This is a genomic window from Phenylobacterium koreense, from assembly GCF_040545335.1.
Classification (GTDB): domain Bacteria; phylum Pseudomonadota; class Alphaproteobacteria; order Caulobacterales; family Caulobacteraceae; genus Phenylobacterium; species Phenylobacterium koreense.
Window position 1 is genome coordinate 610,235 of the sequence record NZ_JBEPLU010000002.1, and the last position, 14,800, is coordinate 625,034.

Sequence of the window (14,800 nt, forward strand, 5' to 3'; positions counted from 1 at the left end):
TTCCCGCCGCTTAAGCTTGAACGAACGGGAACTGGAATTCCCGAAGAAGCTGACGGGCCTCTTCGTCGGTCTTCGCAGTCGTGGCGACGATGATGTCCATGCCCCACATCTGATCGATCTGGTCGTAATTGATCTCAGGGAACACGATGTGCTCCTTCAGACCCATGGCGTAGTTGCCACGACCGTCGAACGACGTCGGCTTCAGGCCCCGGAAGTCCTTCACCCGCGGCAGAGCGATGGTGATCAGACGGTCCAGGAACTCGTACATGCGGTCCTTGCGAAGGGTCACCTTCGCGCCGACCACCATGCCTTCGCGCAGCTTGAAGCCGGCGATGGAATTGCGGGCCTTGGTCGGAACCGGCTTCTGACCAGCGATCTTGGTCAGGTCGGCGATGGCGGCCTGGACCTTCTTGGAGTCAGTGACGGCTTCGCCGATCCCCATGTTCAGGACGATCTTGTCCAGCTTCGGGATCTGCATCTCGTTTGTGTAGCCGTACTGCTCCTTCATCGCCGCGCGGATGCGCTGACGATATTCGGTCTTCAGCCGGGGCTCGTAAGCTTGCTCAGCCATTGATCACCTCACCGGTCGTCTTGGCGACGCGAACCTTCTTGTCGCCTTCGACCCGGAAGCCGACGCGGGTCGGCTTGCCGTTGGAGTCCACGACGGCCACGTTCGAGATGTGGATCGCCGCTTCCTTGTTCTTGATGCCGCCTTGCGGATCCATCTGCGTCGGGCGGGTGTGGCGCTGAACGATGTTCAGCCCCTCGACCACGACGCGGTCTTCCTTCGGCAGCACGCGCAGGACAGCGCCTTGACGGCCCTTGTCCTTGCCCGTGAGCACGACGACCCGGTCGCCCTTCTTGATCTTCGCGGCCATTACAGCACCTCAGGGGCGAGCGAGATGATCTTCATGTGGTTCTTGGCGCGCAGTTCGCGGGGAACCGGGCCAAAGATCCGCGTGCCGATCGGCTCGGATTGCTTGTTCACGATCACGGCGGCGTTCTTGTCGAAACGGATCACCGAACCGTCCTTGCGCTTGATCGCCGACGACGTACGCACGACGATCGCCTGCAGCACATCGCCCTTCTTCACGCGACCGCGCGGAATGGCTTCCTTCACCGAGACGACGATCTTGTCGCCGACCCCGGCGTAGCGGCGACCAGCGCCGCCGAGCACCTTGATGCACATCACACGACGGGCGCCGGAGTTGTCGGCGACCTCGAGGTTAGTCTGCATCTGAATCATGGGATCAGACTTTCTTTAGGAGGCTTGCTGGGCGTCCGCCTTCGGCAGCACTTCCCAGGTCTTCGTTTTCGACTTCGGCGCGCATTCGATGATGCGAGCCGTTTCGCCGGCCTTGTAGACGTTGGCCTCGTCATGGGCGTGGTACTTCTTCGACCGACGGACGGTCTTCTTCAGCACCGGATGCAGGAAGGTGCGTTCCACCTTCACCACGATCGTCTTGTCGCCCTTGTCCGAGACGACGACGCCTTCGAGAATTCGCTTCGGCATGTTCGTTGTCTCCTTAGGCCGCGGCCTGCTTCGAGCGCAGGACGGTCTTGATCCGCGCGATGTCCTTGCGGACTTCGTTCACGCGGTGGGTCTTCTCGACCTGGCCGGTCGCCGCCTGGAAGCGCAGGTTGAACTGCTCCTTCTTCAGGCTAAGCAGGGCCTCGCCGAGTTGGTCGGGGGTCATGGCCCGGATCTCGTCGATCTTCATCACGCGTGCTCCACGGCGGCGTCGATGCGGGTGACGATACGGGTCTTCACCGGAAGCTTGGCCGCGCCGAGGCGCAGGGCTTCGCGGGCGACATCGTCCGGCACGCCGTCGATTTCAAACATGATGCGGCCGGGGTGAACGCGGGCGGCCCAGTACTCGACCGCGCCCTTGCCCTTACCCATACGCACTTCGGCCGGCTTGTCGGTCACCGGCAGGTCCGGGAAGATCCGGATCCAGACGCGACCTTGGCGCTTCATCTGGCGAGTGATCGCCCGACGAGCCGCTTCGATCTGGCGCGCGGTGATGCGTTCCGGTTCGACGGACTTCAGACCGTAGGAACCGAAGTTCAGCGTGAAGCCGCCCTTCGCGTTGCCGTGGATCTTGCCCTTGAACTGCTTGCGGTACTTGGTCTTCTTCGGAGACAGCATGGCTCTATCTTAGGCTCCAGCTTGCTCGCGACGATCGCGACGCGGGCCGCGATCACCGCGGTCGCCACGCTCACGTCCGCCGCCCTCGCCGGCCGGGCCGGACTCGGAGGCAAGGCGCTTGTCGAGGGCCATCGGGTCGTGGTCGAGGACCTCGCCCTTGAAGACCCAAACCTTCACGCCGATGATGCCGTAGGTGGTCGAGGCTTCGGTCACGCCGTAGTCGATGTCGGCCCGGAGGGTGTGACGCGGAACGCGGCCCTCGTGGTAGGACTCGGTACGGGCGATTTCGGCGCCGCCCAGACGACCGGCGACCTCGATACGCATGCCCTTGGCGCCCAGACGCATCGCGCTTTGCAGCGAACGCTTCATGGCGCGGCGGAAGGCCACGCGGCGCTCGAGCTGCTGGGCGATGTTCTCGGCCACCAGTTGAGCATCGGTTTCCGGCTTACGGACTTCGACGATGTTCAGGTGAACTTCACCCTCGGTGATCGCCGCAACGTCCTTGCGCAGCTTGTCGATGTCCGCGCCCTTCTTGCCGATGATCACGCCCGGGCGCGCGGCATAGATGGTGATGCGGCACTTCTTGTGCGGACGCTCGATGATGATCCGCGACACGCCGGCCTGGTACAGGCGCTTCTTGAGCTGCCGGCGGATCTTGATGTCCTCATGCAGGAGCTTGCCGTAGTCCGCCTTCTTGGCGAACCAGCGGGAGTCCCACGTGCGGTTGATGCCGAGGCGGAGCCCGACCGGATTGACTTTCTGACCCATCAGGCGGCCTCACCCAATTCGCGGACCACGATGGTGATCTCGCTGAACGGCTTTTCGATGCGCGAAGCACGGCCGCGAGCGCGGGCGGCGAAGCGCTTCATCACCAGGTTCTTGCCCACGAAAGCCTCGGCGACGACCAGATTGTCGATGTCGAGGTTGTGGTTGTTCTCGGCGTTCGAGATGGCCGAGTAGAGCGCCTTGCGCACATCGCGGGCGATGCGCTTGTGGCTGAACTCCAGCTCGTTGAGGGCGCGCTGCACCTTCAGGCCGCGGATCGACTGAGCCACAAGGTTCAGCTTGCGCGGGCTGGTGCGCAGGGTCGTCACCTTGGCCATCGCCTCGACGCCCGACAGGCGGCGTTCTTTAGCTTGCTTTGCCATGGTTACTTCCTCTTGGCCTTCTTGTCGGCCGCGTGACCGGGGAAGTACCGGGTCGGAGCAAACTCACCGAGCTTCATGCCGACCATGTCTTCGCTGATCAGCACGGGAACGTGCTTCTGGCCGTTGTACACACCAAAGGTCAGGCCGACGAACTGCGGCATGATCGTGGAGCGACGCGACCAGGTCTTGATCACTTCCTTGCGGCCGGACGACTGAGCGGTGTCGGCCTTCTTGAGGAGGTATCCGTCGACGAACGGACCTTTCCAAACGGAACGGGTCATGGCTTAGCGAGCCTTCCGAGCGTGGCGAGAACGGATGATGTACTTATCCGTCGTCTTGTTGGTACGGGTCTTCGAGCCCTTGGTCGGCTTGCCCCACGGGGTGACCGGGTGGCGACCGCCCGAGGTGCGGCCTTCACCGCCGCCGTGCGGGTGATCCACAGGGTTCATGACGACGCCGCGGACGTGCGGGCGGAAGCCCATGTGGCGCTTGCGGCCGGCCTTGCCGAGGACCTGGTTCATGTGGTCCTGGTTCGACACGGCGCCGACGGTGGCCATGCAGGTGTCCTGCACCATCCGCAGTTCGCCCGATCCGAGACGGATCTGAGCGTAGCCGGCGTCGCGGCCGACGAGCTGGGCGTAGGCGCCGGCCGAGCGGGCCAGCTGACCGCCCTTCAGCGGCTTCAGCTCGATGTTGTGAATGATCGTGCCGATCGGCATGCCACGGAGCGGCATGGCGTTGCCCGGCTTCACGTCGGCCTTTTCGGAGGCGATGACGACATCGCCGGCCTTCAGGCGTTGCGGGGCCAGGATGTAGGCCAGTTCGCCGTCCTCATACTTGATGAGGGCGATGAACGCCGTGCGGTTCGGGTCGTACTCGAGACGCTCGACCGTGGCTGGCACGTCGAACTTCCGACGCTTGAAGTCGACCTTGCGGTACAGACGCTTGGCGCCGCCGCCACGGAAGCGGACGGCGACGCGTCCGTTGCCGCCGCGACCGCCCGACTTGGTCAGACCTTCGACGAGCGACTTTTCCGGACGTCCTTTGTGGAGCTCGGACTTGTCGACCAGCACGAGGCCGCGACGGCCGGGCGAGGTCGGGTTGAATTGCTTCAGAGCCATCTGATCAGAGCCCCGTGGTGATGTCGATCGACTGGCCCTCGGCCAGGGTCACGACAGCTTTCTTGACGTCCGAGCGACGGCCCGGACGGCCGCGGAAGCGCTTGGTCTTGCCCTTGACCACCAGGGTGTTGACCTTGGTGACATTGACCTTGAACAGCGCCTCGACGGCGGCGGCGATTTCGTCCTTGGTCGCATCCTTGGCGACGCGGAAGACGACCTTGTTCTGCTCCGAGAGCAGCGTGGCCTTTTCCGTGATCACCGGCGACAGGATCGCATCGTAGTGGCGGGCGACGGGGTCGGCCATTACGCGGCTTCCTTCTCAGCAAAGCGAGCGTTGATCGCTTCGACCGCGTCCTTGGTGAGGACCAGGGTCTGGCGACGCAGCACGTCATAGACGTTCAGGCCGGCGTTCGGCAGCACGTCGATGTTCGGGATGTTGCGAGCGGCCAGGGCGAACTTCTCGTCGACCTCGGCGCCGGCGATCACCAGCGCGTTCTTCAGGCCGATCTTCTCGAAGTTGGCGCGCAGCGCCGAGGTCTTCGCCTCGGCCAGAGCGACCGTGTCGACCACCACCAGGGCGCCCGACTTGGCCTTCGAGGACAGCGCGTGGCGCAGGGCCAGGGCGCGGAACTTCTTGGTCAGGTCGAAAGCGTGGCTGCGGAGGACCGGGCCGTGCGCCTTGGCGCCGCCGACGAACTGGGCCGCACGGCGCGAACCGTGACGGGCGCCGCCGGTGCCCTTCTGCTTGTACATCTTCTTGCCCGTACGAGAGACCTCGTTGCGGACCTGGATCTTGTGGGTGCCGGCGCGGCGCTTGGCGAGTTGCCAGGTGACCATGCGCTGGAGGATGTCCCCGCGGATCTCATCGATGCCGAACACGGCGTCGGACAGTTCAACCGAACCGCCCTTCCCGCCGTCGAGTTTGATGACGTCGAGTTTCATTACTGTTCTTCGCCCCCAGCTTCAGGCGCCTCAGCCGGAGCCTCTTCCACCGCAGGAGCCGCAGCGTCTTGGCCAGCCTTGCGGAAGCCGCCCGGGACGGGAGCTTCGGCCGGACGAGCGGCCTTAACCGCGTCACGGATCTTCACGTAGGAGCCTTCGGTGCCGGGCACCGCGCCCTTCACCAGGATCAGGCCGCGCTCGGCGTCGACCTTCCAGATCGTGACGTTGAGGGTGGTGACGGTTTCCTGGCCGAGATGGCCGGCCATCTTCTTGTTCTTGAAGGTCTTGCCCGGATCCTGGCGGTTACCGGTCGAACCGTGAGCACGGTGCGAAACCGAAACGCCGTGGGTCGCGCGCATACCGCCGAAGTTCCAGCGCTTCATGGCGCCGGCGAAACCCTTACCGACCGTGGCGCCGGTCACGTCGACCTTCTGGCCGGCGACGAAGTGGTCCGCGGTGAACTCCGCGCCGACTTCGATGAGGTTTTCTTCGGTGACGCGGAATTCCGCGACTTCGCGCTTCGGCTCAACTTGAGCCTTGGCGAAGTGGCCGCGCAGGGCCTTCGAAGTGTTCTTGGCCTTCTTGGCGCCAGCACCGAGCTGGAGCGCCACATAGCCGTCCTTTTCCTGGGTGCGCTGACCCGTGACCTGGCAGCCGTCGAGGCTGAGCACGGTCACCGGGACATGAGCGCCGGCTTCGTCGAAGAAGCGCGCCATACCCAGTTTCTTGGCGATCACGCCGGTACGCATCGACCGATCCCCTCTTACAGCTTGATCTCGACGTCGACACCAGCCGACAGGTCGAGCTTCATCAGCGCGTCCACGGTCTGCGGGGTCGGATCGACGATGTCGAGCACGCGCTTATGCGTGCGGATTTCGAACTGCTCGCGCGACTTCTTGTCGATGTGCGGCGAACGGTTGACGGTGAATTTTTCGATTTGCGTCGGCAGGGGGATGGGCCCCCGGACGGTCGCGCCGGTGCGCTTAGCCGTATTGACGATCTCGCGTGTGGAATGGTCCAGCACGCGGTGATCGAAGGCTTTGAGCCGGATGCGGATGTTCTGACGATCCATATCGCTCTTTAGTTTCCCCTACAGACGGCGGTCCGTCCGCGTGACTTTGACCATTTCAAAGACCAACCCGAACGCCTCAAGAGACGCTCGTACGCGTAAGTCCGCAAAAACGACATGAGCCCGCGCGAAGGCTTCGCGAGGGCCCTGCCCTGAACGACCGATTTCCACCGGTTTCAGGGCCGTTCCGCGAACCGCGTCTGTGCTCCAAATCACTTCGAAGCACACAGCCGGTCCAACAGGAGGCGCGTCTATACGTGTGCGACTCGGACTCGTCAAGGCCTCGGCGCGACCGCCAGCCCCTCGGCCTCAGCCGACGATGACGTCGCCCGAGCCGATCACGGCCTTGGAGACCTCGCCCTTGACGGCCTTGACCCGGACATCGCCCGAGCCGGCGATCCGGGCCTTCAGCGACTGGACGGCCCCGTCGAACACCACGTCGCCGGAACCGGCGACGGAAGCGGTCATGGCGCCCCCCTGCCCGCTCGCGATCTTCACGTCGCCCGTGCCGGCGATCTTCACGTCGACCTTTCCGCCGTGGACGCCCGCAGCCCACACATCGCCGGAGCCGGCGATGTTCGCGTCCAGCGGACCTGTGATGGCCTGGATGGTGACGTCTCCGGAGCCCGCGACGCGCAGGGTGGCGCCGGCGGAGGTTCCGACCCGGGTGTCGCCCGAACCAGCCATGTTGAGGCGCAGCGCTCCCCGGACATTACCGACCGTCCAGTCGCCGCATCCGGCATTGGAGAGTTTCACGCTGTCGGACCTGCCGATCACGCCGAACACCGCGCCGCCCGCCTCGACCTCGACGTCCCTGGGTGTCCGGACCACGACTTGCGGCATATTGGCGTAGGCCACGCGGCCGACGCCGGAGACCTGGACGGAGGCCTGGCCTTCCTCGGAGTCGCCTGAACAACTGCGGATCTTCCTGTCGAGACGACCGTCGACGATCACCTTCCCGCCCGCCTCGCGCACCTGGAGCGGCAACTGCGGGTTGGATGAGAGGAACTCGACCTTCACGTCGCTGCGGGCTTCGGGGATCACCGTCACCCGCGCGACCGCATCCTTGATCTCCACCCGCGGCGACTGCGCATGCGCGCCGCTGGCGATGAAGGCCATGCCGAGCCCCGCAAGCATCATTTGAAGACGCATGTGCCTTTGCTCCCTCCTGAACAACATTCTGGGAATGACGGTATGGCCCGCGCGGATTCCGGTCAGCTTAATTCGAGGTCATGACCTGCAGGTCATCCGGCTCTACAGCCTCTCAGAACGCAAAAAGGCCGCCGGAGGGTGTCTCCGGCGGCCTGATTGTCTTGTGTGTGGTTTGGATCGTTATTCGACGATCTTGGCCACGACGCCGGCGCCGACGGTGCGGCCGCCTTCGCGGATGGCGAAGCGCAGGCCCTGGTCCATGGCGATCGGGGTGATCAGCTCGACGTCCAGCTCGGCGTTGTCGCCCGGCATGATCATCTCGACGCCTTCCTTCAGGCGGATGATGCCGGTCACGTCCGTCGTGCGGAAGTAGAACTGCGGGCGGTAGTTGGTGAAGAACGGGGTGTGACGGCCGCCTTCTTCCTTGGTCAGGATATAGGCCTCGGCCACGAACTTCGTGTGCGGGGTGATCGAACCCGGCTTGCAGAGAACCTGGCCGCGCTCGACGTCTTCACGCTTGGTGCCGCGCAGCAGCACGCCGACGTTGTCGCCAGCCTGGCCCTGGTCCAGCAGCTTGCGGAACATCTCGACCCCGGTGCAGGTGGTCTTCTGGACCGGACGGATGCCGACGATCTCGACTTCTTCGCCGACCTTGATCACGCCCTTTTCGATACGGCCGGTCACCACGGTGCCGCGGCCCGAGATCGAGAACACGTCTTCCACCGGCATCAGGAACGGCAGGTCCACAGGACGTTCCGGCTGCGGGATGTAGGCGTCCACCTGGGTCATCAGCTCCAGGATCCGGTCTTCGCCGATCGCCGGGTCACGGCCTTCGACCGCGGCCAGGGCCGAGCCCTTCACGATCGGGATGTCGTCGCCCGGGAACTGGTAGGACGACAGAAGCTCGCGCACTTCCATCTCGACCAGGTCCAGCAGCTCGGCGTCGTCGACCATGTCGACCTTGTTCATGAACACCACCAGAGCCGGCACGCCGACCTGACGGGCCAGCAGGATGTGCTCGCGGGTCTGCGGCATCGGGCCGTCGGCCGCCGACACCACCAGGATCGCGCCATCCATCTGCGCAGCGCCCGTGATCATGTTCTTCACGTAGTCGGCGTGGCCGGGGCAATCGACGTGCGCGTAGTGACGGTTCTGCGTCTCGTATTCCACGTGCGCGGTGTTGATCGTGATGCCGCGGGCCTTTTCTTCCGGAGCCGCGTCGATCTCGTCGTACTTCTTCGCCGTCGCGCCGCCCGTCTTCGCCAGCGTCATCGTGATCGCCGCCGTCAGCGTCGTCTTGCCGTGGTCAACGTGACCAATCGTGCCGATGTTGCAGTGCGGCTTATTGCGTTCGAACTTTTCTTTGGCCATTTCAAGCTCCAGCCCTGTTTGGGCTTGTTCTCTAAACTAGGGTTGGGGTTAGGCGTACTTCTTGATCACTTCGTCGGCGACGTGCTGCGGCACCGGATCGTAGTGATCGTACTGCATGGTGAACTGGGCGCGGCCCTGCGACATCCCGCGGAGGGTGTTCACGTAGCCGAACATGTTCGCCAGCGGGACGAAGGCGTTGACGACGATCGCGTTGCCGCGCGTGTCCTGGCCCTGGATCATGCCACGACGGCCGTTCAGGTCGCCAATGACCGAGCCCAAGTACTCTTCCGGGGTCACGACCTCGACGGCCATGATCGGTTCGAGCAGCTTCGGAGCGCCCTTCTCGCGCAGTTCCTTGAAGGCGGCGCGCGAAGCGATTTCGAAGGCCAGCACCGAGGAGTCGACGTCGTGGTAGGCGCCGTCGATCAGGGTCGCCTTGAAGTCGATCAGCGGGAAGCCGGCCAGCAGGCCGTTGTCCTTGGCCGAGTTCAGGCCCTTTTCAACGCCCGGGACGTATTCCTTCGGCACCGCACCGCCGACGATGGCGCTTTCGAAGACGAAGCCCGAACCCGGCTCGCCCGGCTCGAACACCAGCTTCACGCGGGCGAACTGGCCCGTACCGCCGGTCTGCTTCTTGTGGGTGTAGTCGATCTCGGCCTTCTTACCCAGGCTCTCGCGATAGGCCACCTGCGGCGCGCCGATGTTGGCTTCGACCTTGTAGGTCCGCTTCAGGATGTCGATCTTGATGTCCAGGTGCAGTTCGCCCATCCCCTTCAGGATCGTCTGGCCGGACTCGTGGTCGGTCGAGACGGTGAAGGACGGGTCTTCCGAGGCCAGCTTCGCCAGGGCGACGCCAAGCTTTTCCTGGTCAGCCTTCGACTTGGGCTCGACGGCGATCTCGATAACCGGCGCCGGGAATTCCATGCGCTCGAGGATGACCGGCGACTTGGTCGGATCGCACAGGGTGTCCCCGGTGCGGGTTTCCTTCAGGCCGGCCAGGGCGACGATGTCGCCGGCATAGGCTTCCTTGATGTCCTCGCGGTTGTTCGAGTGCATCAGCAGCATGCGACCGACGCGCTCGCGCTTGTCGCGGGTCGAGTTCATCAGGCTCATGCCGGTCTCGAGCTTGCCCGAGTAAATGCGGCAGAAGGTCAGCGAGCCCACGAAGGGGTCGTCCATGATCTTGAACGCCAGAACCGACAGCGGCTCATCGTCCGAGGCGTGGCGCACGACCGGCTCTTCGGTCTTGAAGTCGATGCCCGGGGTCGGCGGAATGTCCACCGGCGACGGCAGATAGTCGACGACGGCGTCGAGCAGCGGCTGGACGCCCTTGTTCTTGAAGGCCGAGCCGCAGAGGATCGGGTAGAACGCGCCGGTCAGAACCGCCTTACGGATGCACTTCTTGATGGTTTCCTCGGAGGGCTCTTCGCCGCCCAGGTAGGCTTCCATCGCGTCGTCGTCGAGTTCGACGGCGTTCTCGATCAGGTACTGGCGAGCCTCGACCGCCTTGTCCATCAGGTCGGCCGGGATCTCTTCGTCACGGAAGGACGCGCCCAGGCCGTCGTTGTCCCAGACGACCGCCTTCATGCGGACCAGGTCGACCAGGCCCTTCAGCGCCGATTCAGCGCCGATTGGGAATTGGATCGGAACAGCCTTGGCGCCCAGACGGTCACGGATCGACTCGACCGACTTGTCGAAGTCGGCGCCGAGCTTGTCCATCTTGTTGACGAAGACGATCCGCGGAACCTTATACTTGTCGGCCTGACGCCAGACGGTTTCGGTCTGCGGCTCAACGCCGGCGTTGCCGTCCAGAACGGTCACCGCGCCGTCGAGGACCCGCAGCGAACGCTCGACCTCGATGGTGAAGTCCACGTGGCCGGGGGTGTCGATGATGTTCAGGCGCTTGCCGTTCCAGAACGCGGTCGTCGCGGCGGAGGTGATCGTGATGCCACGCTCCTGCTCCTGCTCCATCCAGTCCATGGTGGCGGCGCCGTCGTGGACTTCGCCGATCTTATGGCTCTTGCCGGTGTAGTAGAGGATCCGCTCCGTCGTCGTCGTCTTGCCGGCGTCGATGTGCGCCATGATGCCGAAGTTGCGGTAGTCTTCGATTTTGTGCGTGCGGGGCATAGCGGAAGCTCTGCTGGATAAAGGCGTTCTGGGTATGAACGAACGGCGCGGGCGGTTTAACTCAAACCGCCCGCGCCGGAAAGCGATGGATGCCGGGTCTTACCAGCGGTAGTGCGAGAAGGCGCGGTTGGCTTCGGCCATCTTGTGCGTGTCTTCACGCTTCTTGACGGCCGTGCCGCGGTTCGAAGCCGCATCCAGCAGCTCGGCGGCGAGCTTTTCCGTCATGGTGTTCTCGCCGCGCTTGCGCGCAGCGGTCACCAGCCAGCGGATAGCCAGCGCCTTGCGGCGATCCGGACGGACTTCGACCGGCACCTGATAGGTGGCGCCGCCGACGCGGCGCGAACGGACTTCGATGCCAGGAGCGACGTTTTCCAGAGCCGCGTGGAATGTCTCCAGCGGGGTCTGGTCCTTGCGCTTGGCCTCAAGGATGTCGAAGGCGCCGTAGAGGATGTTCTCGGCTACGGCTTTCTTGCCCTCGTACATCACGTAGTTCATGAACTTGGTGACGGTGAGGTCGCCGAACTTGGGATCCGGCAGGACTTCTCGTTTCTCGGCGCGACGGCGGCGGGACATTCTTCTTATTCCTTACTTCGGACGCTTGGCGCCGTAGAGCGAGCGACGCTGCTTGCGGTCCTTGACCCCTTGGGTGTCGAGCACGCCACGCAGAATGTGATAGCGGACACCCGGAAGGTCCTTCACGCGGCCGCCGCGGATCAGCACCACCGAGTGCTCCTGCAGGTTATGGCCTTCACCGGGAATATAGCACACCGCTTCGATGCCAGTCGTCAGACGCACCTTGGCGACCTTACGAAGCGCGGAGTTCGGCTTCTTCGGGGTCGTCGTATAGACGCGGGTGCAGACGCCACGGCGTTGCGGGCAGCCCTTCAGGGCCGGCACCTTGTTACGCGACGGCTTATCTTGCCGAGGCTTGCGGATGAGCTGGTTGACTGTTGGCATCTAATCTCTGCTCTGGAGGCGTGTGCCGTTTGGCCGTAGCGCCTCGATAGGGGTTCGGTTCGTTCGTTGTCTCGAAACCACCCGCTGAACGCAAAAACTCGCCGGCGCGCGACGTCGTGCGCTCCGGCGGGCCTGGCCGCCCCAAGGGGCGAACCGTTCATCGGGACTGAGGATGGAATCCCCGGCCTCGAAAGGAGCGCGGTTCTTACTCGCGAAGCCACTTCCCGTCAACGCTTGTGAAGGAATTGGCTTTTCCGACGCTTAGCGCGGGGGCGGCGCCGTTCGAACGTCCCTCCCCCGCGCGCCGCGGACGCCTCGCCGCGGCCTTGGTCAGTCGAAGATGTCGAAGATGTCGAAGCCCTTCTTTTTCTTCTTGTGGCGGTAGTAGTCGTCGTCCTCGTAGCGGTAGCGCTTGCGTTCGGCGTCGTAGGAATGCTCGCGCTTCCATGCGTCGGGGTCGCGGTGGAAGGTGTCCACTTCCTGGTCGAACCGCTCCCTGGCCCGGGCCTCGTCCTGCTGCGCCTCGCGGCCCGCGCCGAGAAGCTTCTCCAGTTCGCCACGGTCGAGCCACACGCCCCGACAGCTCGGACACATGTCCAGCTCGACGCCAGAACGCGCGACGTTCTGCATCGAGACGTTGCAGTTGGGACAAAGCAGCAGCGGCATCAGTCGCATCCTCGGTGATCACCCCCCTGATCTAGGGAGCCGATCGCCGGAAACCAAACCAGATCAGCCCACCGGGAGGTGTTTGGCGAGGAACGCCTCCGTAGCCTCCAGAACCTGCGTCCGCGTCTTGGAGCGGGTCAGGTAGTGGTTTTCCCCATCCAGGAGCAGCAGTTCGTAGGGCTTGCCTGCTGCCTTGAGGGCGTTCGCCATGGTCCGCGACTGATCGGGCAAGACCACGGTGTCCTCGGTTCCGTGGATGAGCAGGACCGGCGCACGCACCTGGGCCGCCTGCCGCGCCGGCGAGGTCGCCGTGAGCTTGTCCGGCGTGGCCTGGCCCAAGGCGACCTTGAGCTCACCCAGGCTCCCCGACTGAAGGCCATAGAGACGGCCCTTCTCGACGATGAGCTGGCCAAGATCCCCAATGCCGGCGATCGAGACGGCGCAGCGATAGGCCTCGGGGTGGAGGCTGACGCCGGCCAGGGCCGCATAGCCGCCAAAGCTCGCCCCGACCACGCAGACGCGCGCGGGATCGATCAGCCCCTCAGTGGCCAGGGCCTGGACGCCGTCCAGCAGGTCGGTCTGCATCTTGCCGCCCCACTCGCCGAGGCCCGCCTTTTCGAAGGCGGAGCCAAAGCCCCATGAGCCCCGGAACTGAGGTTGAAGGACGACATAACCGCGACTGGCCAGGAACTGCGCGAGGTAGTCGAAGTCATAGTTGTCGCGGCTGGTCGGCCCGCCGTGCGGCAGCACGATGAGCGGCGCCTTGGTCCCAGCCACGTGGTCCGGCGGCGTGGTGACATAGGCCGGGATCTCCAGGCCGTCCCGCGCCTTGTAAGTGATCCAGCGGGTCGGGCCGAGCTGCACGCCGGCCAATTCCGGGTACTCCTCGCCTAACGGCGAGACCTCCTTGCGCGCACTGTCGAACAGGTACCAGGCGCCTGGGGCGCTCGGACTGCTGACCCGCGCCACGAAGCGCTGGCGATCGGCCGACCAATTCCAGAGCGCTACCGATTTGCCCGAAAACACTTTGGCCAGGGTCGCGTGCGCGGCCCCGACCTGGGGGTCCAGCCAGTTGAAGACCGGCTTCTCGAGCCCCGTACGCACGCCCACCGCAGTCATCCGGTGTTCGTCCCAGACCAAGCTGGGCTGGCCGTTGGCAGAGCCGTCGGCCAGGACGCTGACAGCGCCATCCGCCAGGCGCTTGAGAACCAGCTTGTTGTCCAGCCCCAGATAGACACCTTCGTCTGGAACCGAATAGCCGTGGTAGAAACGCCGGCTTTCGAAGTCCGCTCCCTGGTAAACCGCCGACCAGCCACCCTTGCCTTTCGGACGGCCGCTGACGGTGAATCGATGATTGAGTTCGTCGATCTCAAGGCGCACGCGGGGCGCGCCCTCGGCGTCCACTTCCCAACCCTGGGTGTCGTAGTCGCCGCGCTCGATCAGCTTTCCGCGGCCCGTCGCGGGATCCACACTGTAGAGCGCGGTGACATAGGGCGACTCGAAGCCCTTGCGCTGCAGCTTGGTGTTCATGTTCGAGCTTGGACCGCTGGACTCGATCAGGCCCACAGCCATGGCCCGCGGCGGCGTGCCGTTGGTGATCCCCACGACCTGCTGCTCAGTCAGCAGCGAAGACACCGGATCATTCTCGAAGAGGCGCGCCACCGCCTTGCCTTCCAGTGTGACCGTGACGTTCCGCTCCAGGCGGTAAGCCGCGCGCGGACCGGTCTTTTCCCAATAAGCGAGCTGCGCGAGCACGAACTCGTCGCCGGCCCATTGCAGGCCGATGGCCTCAACGTCGCCGAGTTGGAGAATCGGCAGGCCCGGCTCGTCCAGCGTGGCGATCGAGATGATCCGCTGGTCGGAGACGCCGCCGAGCATCGCGACGCGCCTTCCGTCCGGCGAGATCACCGCCTCCACGACAGCACCGATGCGCCCGAACGCCGACGCTGGCGGCGGCTCGGCGTTCGCTGCGCCCGCCCATGCTGCAACCGCCCCCGCGGCCGCGAGCCGAAGACTCTTCATGATGTCCCCCCGACAATCTTAGGGCGGACAACCTACACTGTAGTCGAGCGCCCGCAACTGCCGGTTGCTTCCGCCC

The 14,800-nt window shown here is 64.6% G+C and carries 21 protein-coding genes; all 21 read right to left on the bottom strand.

The window, feature by feature from the left end:
* Nucleotides 1–10 precede the first annotated feature (10 nt).
* The 21 genes from rplE to ABID41_RS14920 all read right to left on the bottom strand — a co-directional run bounded on the left by rplE (nt 11) and on the right by ABID41_RS14920 (nt 14,724).
* Nucleotides 11–571: a 50S ribosomal protein L5 gene (gene rplE / locus ABID41_RS14820; RefSeq protein ID WP_331929430.1), complete on the bottom strand. Its 561-nt coding sequence runs from the start codon at nt 569–571 to the stop codon at nt 11–13.
* Entirely contained in the window at nt 564–878 is a 315-nt protein-coding gene (gene rplX / locus ABID41_RS14825) for a 50S ribosomal protein L24 (RefSeq protein WP_331929428.1), read from the bottom strand. The genes rplE and rplX overlap by 8 nt, the downstream gene beginning before the upstream one ends.
* Nucleotides 878–1,246 (bottom strand): 50S ribosomal protein L14, encoded by a 369-nt coding sequence (gene rplN, locus ABID41_RS14830; protein ID WP_056018090.1) that lies wholly within the window; start codon nt 1,244–1,246, stop codon nt 878–880. The genes rplX and rplN overlap by 1 nt, the downstream gene beginning before the upstream one ends.
* 15 nt (nt 1,247–1,261) lie before the next feature.
* Nucleotides 1,262–1,513, bottom strand: a complete 252-nt coding sequence (rpsQ, locus tag ABID41_RS14835; protein ID WP_354297915.1) for a 30S ribosomal protein S17 — start codon at nt 1,511–1,513, stop codon at nt 1,262–1,264.
* A 13-nt stretch (nt 1,514–1,526) separates the two neighbouring features.
* Entirely contained in the window at nt 1,527–1,721 is a 195-nt protein-coding gene (rpmC, locus tag ABID41_RS14840) for a 50S ribosomal protein L29 (RefSeq protein WP_331929414.1), read from the bottom strand.
* The gene (rplP, locus tag ABID41_RS14845) at nt 1,721–2,149 is read right to left on the bottom strand and encodes a 50S ribosomal protein L16 (protein ID WP_331929412.1); all 429 of its coding nucleotides are present in this window, start codon (nt 2,147–2,149) and stop codon (nt 1,721–1,723) included. The genes rpmC and rplP overlap by 1 nt, the downstream gene beginning before the upstream one ends.
* Before the next feature lie 9 nt (nt 2,150–2,158).
* The gene (gene rpsC, locus ABID41_RS14850) at nt 2,159–2,917 is read right to left on the bottom strand and encodes a 30S ribosomal protein S3 (protein ID WP_331929410.1); all 759 of its coding nucleotides are present in this window, start codon (nt 2,915–2,917) and stop codon (nt 2,159–2,161) included.
* Complete coding sequence (gene rplV / locus ABID41_RS14855) at nt 2,917–3,297, bottom strand: 50S ribosomal protein L22 (RefSeq protein WP_331929408.1); 381 nt, start codon at nt 3,295–3,297, stop codon at nt 2,917–2,919. Before rplV ends, rpsC begins: the two co-directional genes overlap by 1 nt.
* A 2-nt stretch (nt 3,298–3,299) precedes the next feature.
* Nucleotides 3,300–3,578: a 30S ribosomal protein S19 gene (gene rpsS, locus ABID41_RS14860; RefSeq protein ID WP_331929406.1), complete on the bottom strand. Its 279-nt coding sequence runs from the start codon at nt 3,576–3,578 to the stop codon at nt 3,300–3,302.
* A gap of 3 nt (nt 3,579–3,581) precedes the next feature.
* Nucleotides 3,582–4,418 carry a 50S ribosomal protein L2 gene (rplB, locus tag ABID41_RS14865; RefSeq protein WP_331929404.1) on the bottom strand — a complete coding sequence of 279 codons (837 nt, stop codon included), beginning with the start codon at nt 4,416–4,418 and terminating at the stop codon, nt 3,582–3,584.
* Nucleotides 4,419–4,422: 4 nt separating this feature from the next.
* Entirely contained in the window at nt 4,423–4,722 is a 300-nt protein-coding gene (locus ABID41_RS14870; protein ID WP_312166998.1) for a 50S ribosomal protein L23, read from the bottom strand.
* Nucleotides 4,722–5,360 (bottom strand): 50S ribosomal protein L4, encoded by a 639-nt coding sequence (rplD, locus tag ABID41_RS14875; protein WP_331929400.1) that lies wholly within the window; start codon nt 5,358–5,360, stop codon nt 4,722–4,724. The genes ABID41_RS14870 and rplD overlap by 1 nt, the downstream gene beginning before the upstream one ends.
* Nucleotides 5,360–6,109: a 50S ribosomal protein L3 gene (gene rplC / locus ABID41_RS14880; protein WP_331929398.1), complete on the bottom strand. Its 750-nt coding sequence runs from the start codon at nt 6,107–6,109 to the stop codon at nt 5,360–5,362. Before rplC ends, rplD begins: the two co-directional genes overlap by 1 nt.
* Before the next feature lie 14 nt (nt 6,110–6,123).
* Nucleotides 6,124–6,432, bottom strand: a complete 309-nt coding sequence (rpsJ, locus tag ABID41_RS14885) for a 30S ribosomal protein S10 (RefSeq protein ID WP_110449816.1) — start codon at nt 6,430–6,432, stop codon at nt 6,124–6,126.
* 306 nt (nt 6,433–6,738) lie between these two features.
* Nucleotides 6,739–7,581 (bottom strand): GIN domain-containing protein, encoded by an 843-nt coding sequence (locus ABID41_RS14890; RefSeq protein WP_354297916.1) that lies wholly within the window; start codon nt 7,579–7,581, stop codon nt 6,739–6,741.
* 180 nt (nt 7,582–7,761) lie between these two features.
* Nucleotides 7,762–8,952 (bottom strand): elongation factor Tu, encoded by a 1,191-nt coding sequence (gene tuf, locus ABID41_RS14895; RefSeq protein WP_354297917.1) that lies wholly within the window; start codon nt 8,950–8,952, stop codon nt 7,762–7,764.
* 48 nt (nt 8,953–9,000) lie between these two features.
* The gene (gene fusA / locus ABID41_RS14900) at nt 9,001–11,079 is read right to left on the bottom strand and encodes an elongation factor G (RefSeq protein WP_331931928.1); all 2,079 of its coding nucleotides are present in this window, start codon (nt 11,077–11,079) and stop codon (nt 9,001–9,003) included.
* A 99-nt stretch (nt 11,080–11,178) separates the two neighbouring features.
* A complete protein-coding gene (rpsG, locus tag ABID41_RS14905; protein ID WP_331931929.1) occupies nt 11,179–11,652 on the bottom strand; it encodes a 30S ribosomal protein S7 in 474 nt (157 codons plus the stop codon).
* Between the two features lie 12 nt (nt 11,653–11,664).
* Nucleotides 11,665–12,036 (bottom strand): 30S ribosomal protein S12, encoded by a 372-nt coding sequence (gene rpsL / locus ABID41_RS14910; RefSeq protein ID WP_056018026.1) that lies wholly within the window; start codon nt 12,034–12,036, stop codon nt 11,665–11,667.
* Nucleotides 12,037–12,366: 330 nt separating this feature from the next.
* Nucleotides 12,367–12,702, bottom strand: a complete 336-nt coding sequence (locus ABID41_RS14915; RefSeq protein ID WP_331931930.1) for a TFIIB-type zinc ribbon-containing protein — start codon at nt 12,700–12,702, stop codon at nt 12,367–12,369.
* 63 nt (nt 12,703–12,765) lie between these two features.
* Nucleotides 12,766–14,724, bottom strand: coding sequence for an alpha/beta hydrolase family protein (locus ABID41_RS14920; protein WP_354297918.1), 1,959 nt, complete (start codon nt 14,722–14,724; stop codon nt 12,766–12,768).
* Between the last annotated feature and the right edge of the window lie 76 nt (nt 14,725–14,800).

Excerpts from the sequence above, each read along its gene's own strand:
- rplN (WP_056018090.1), bottom strand. The coding sequence starts at position 1,246 with ATGATTCAGATGCAGACTAACCTCGAGGTCGCCGACAACTCCGGCGCC.
- rplX (WP_331929428.1), bottom strand. The coding sequence starts at position 878 with ATGGCCGCGAAGATCAAGAAGGGCGACCGGGTCGTCGTGCTCACGGGC.
- rpsQ (WP_354297915.1), bottom strand. The coding sequence starts at position 1,513 with ATGCCGAAGCGAATTCTCGAAGGCGTCGTCGTCTCGGACAAGGGCGAC.
- rplC (WP_331929398.1), bottom strand. The coding sequence starts at position 6,109 with ATGCGTACCGGCGTGATCGCCAAGAAACTGGGTATGGCGCGCTTCTTC.
- tuf (WP_354297917.1), bottom strand. The coding sequence starts at position 8,952 with ATGGCCAAAGAAAAGTTCGAACGCAATAAGCCGCACTGCAACATCGGC.
- ABID41_RS14915 (WP_331931930.1), bottom strand. The coding sequence starts at position 12,702 with ATGCCGCTGCTGCTTTGTCCCAACTGCAACGTCTCGATGCAGAACGTC.
- ABID41_RS14870 (WP_312166998.1), bottom strand. The coding sequence starts at position 4,722 with ATGGCCGACCCCGTCGCCCGCCACTACGATGCGATCCTGTCGCCGGTG.
- rpsJ (WP_110449816.1), bottom strand. The coding sequence starts at position 6,432 with ATGGATCGTCAGAACATCCGCATCCGGCTCAAAGCCTTCGATCACCGC.
- rpsS (WP_331929406.1), bottom strand. The coding sequence starts at position 3,578 with ATGACCCGTTCCGTTTGGAAAGGTCCGTTCGTCGACGGATACCTCCTC.
- rplB (WP_331929404.1), bottom strand. The coding sequence starts at position 4,418 with ATGGCTCTGAAGCAATTCAACCCGACCTCGCCCGGCCGTCGCGGCCTC.
- rpsL (WP_056018026.1), bottom strand. The coding sequence starts at position 12,036 with ATGCCAACAGTCAACCAGCTCATCCGCAAGCCTCGGCAAGATAAGCCG.
- rpmC (WP_331929414.1), bottom strand. The coding sequence starts at position 1,721 with ATGAAGATCGACGAGATCCGGGCCATGACCCCCGACCAACTCGGCGAG.
- fusA (WP_331931928.1), bottom strand. The coding sequence starts at position 11,079 with ATGCCCCGCACGCACAAAATCGAAGACTACCGCAACTTCGGCATCATG.
- rplE (WP_331929430.1), bottom strand. The coding sequence starts at position 571 with ATGGCTGAGCAAGCTTACGAGCCCCGGCTGAAGACCGAATATCGTCAG.
- rpsC (WP_331929410.1), bottom strand. The coding sequence starts at position 2,917 with ATGGGTCAGAAAGTCAATCCGGTCGGGCTCCGCCTCGGCATCAACCGC.
- ABID41_RS14890 (WP_354297916.1), bottom strand. The coding sequence starts at position 7,581 with ATGCGTCTTCAAATGATGCTTGCGGGGCTCGGCATGGCCTTCATCGCC.
- ABID41_RS14920 (WP_354297918.1), bottom strand. The coding sequence starts at position 14,724 with ATGAAGAGTCTTCGGCTCGCGGCCGCGGGGGCGGTTGCAGCATGGGCG.
- rplP (WP_331929412.1), bottom strand. The coding sequence starts at position 2,149 with ATGCTGTCTCCGAAGAAGACCAAGTACCGCAAGCAGTTCAAGGGCAAG.
- rpsG (WP_331931929.1), bottom strand. The coding sequence starts at position 11,652 with ATGTCCCGCCGCCGTCGCGCCGAGAAACGAGAAGTCCTGCCGGATCCC.
- rplV (WP_331929408.1), bottom strand. The coding sequence starts at position 3,297 with ATGGCAAAGCAAGCTAAAGAACGCCGCCTGTCGGGCGTCGAGGCGATG.
- rplD (WP_331929400.1), bottom strand. The coding sequence starts at position 5,360 with ATGAAACTCGACGTCATCAAACTCGACGGCGGGAAGGGCGGTTCGGTT.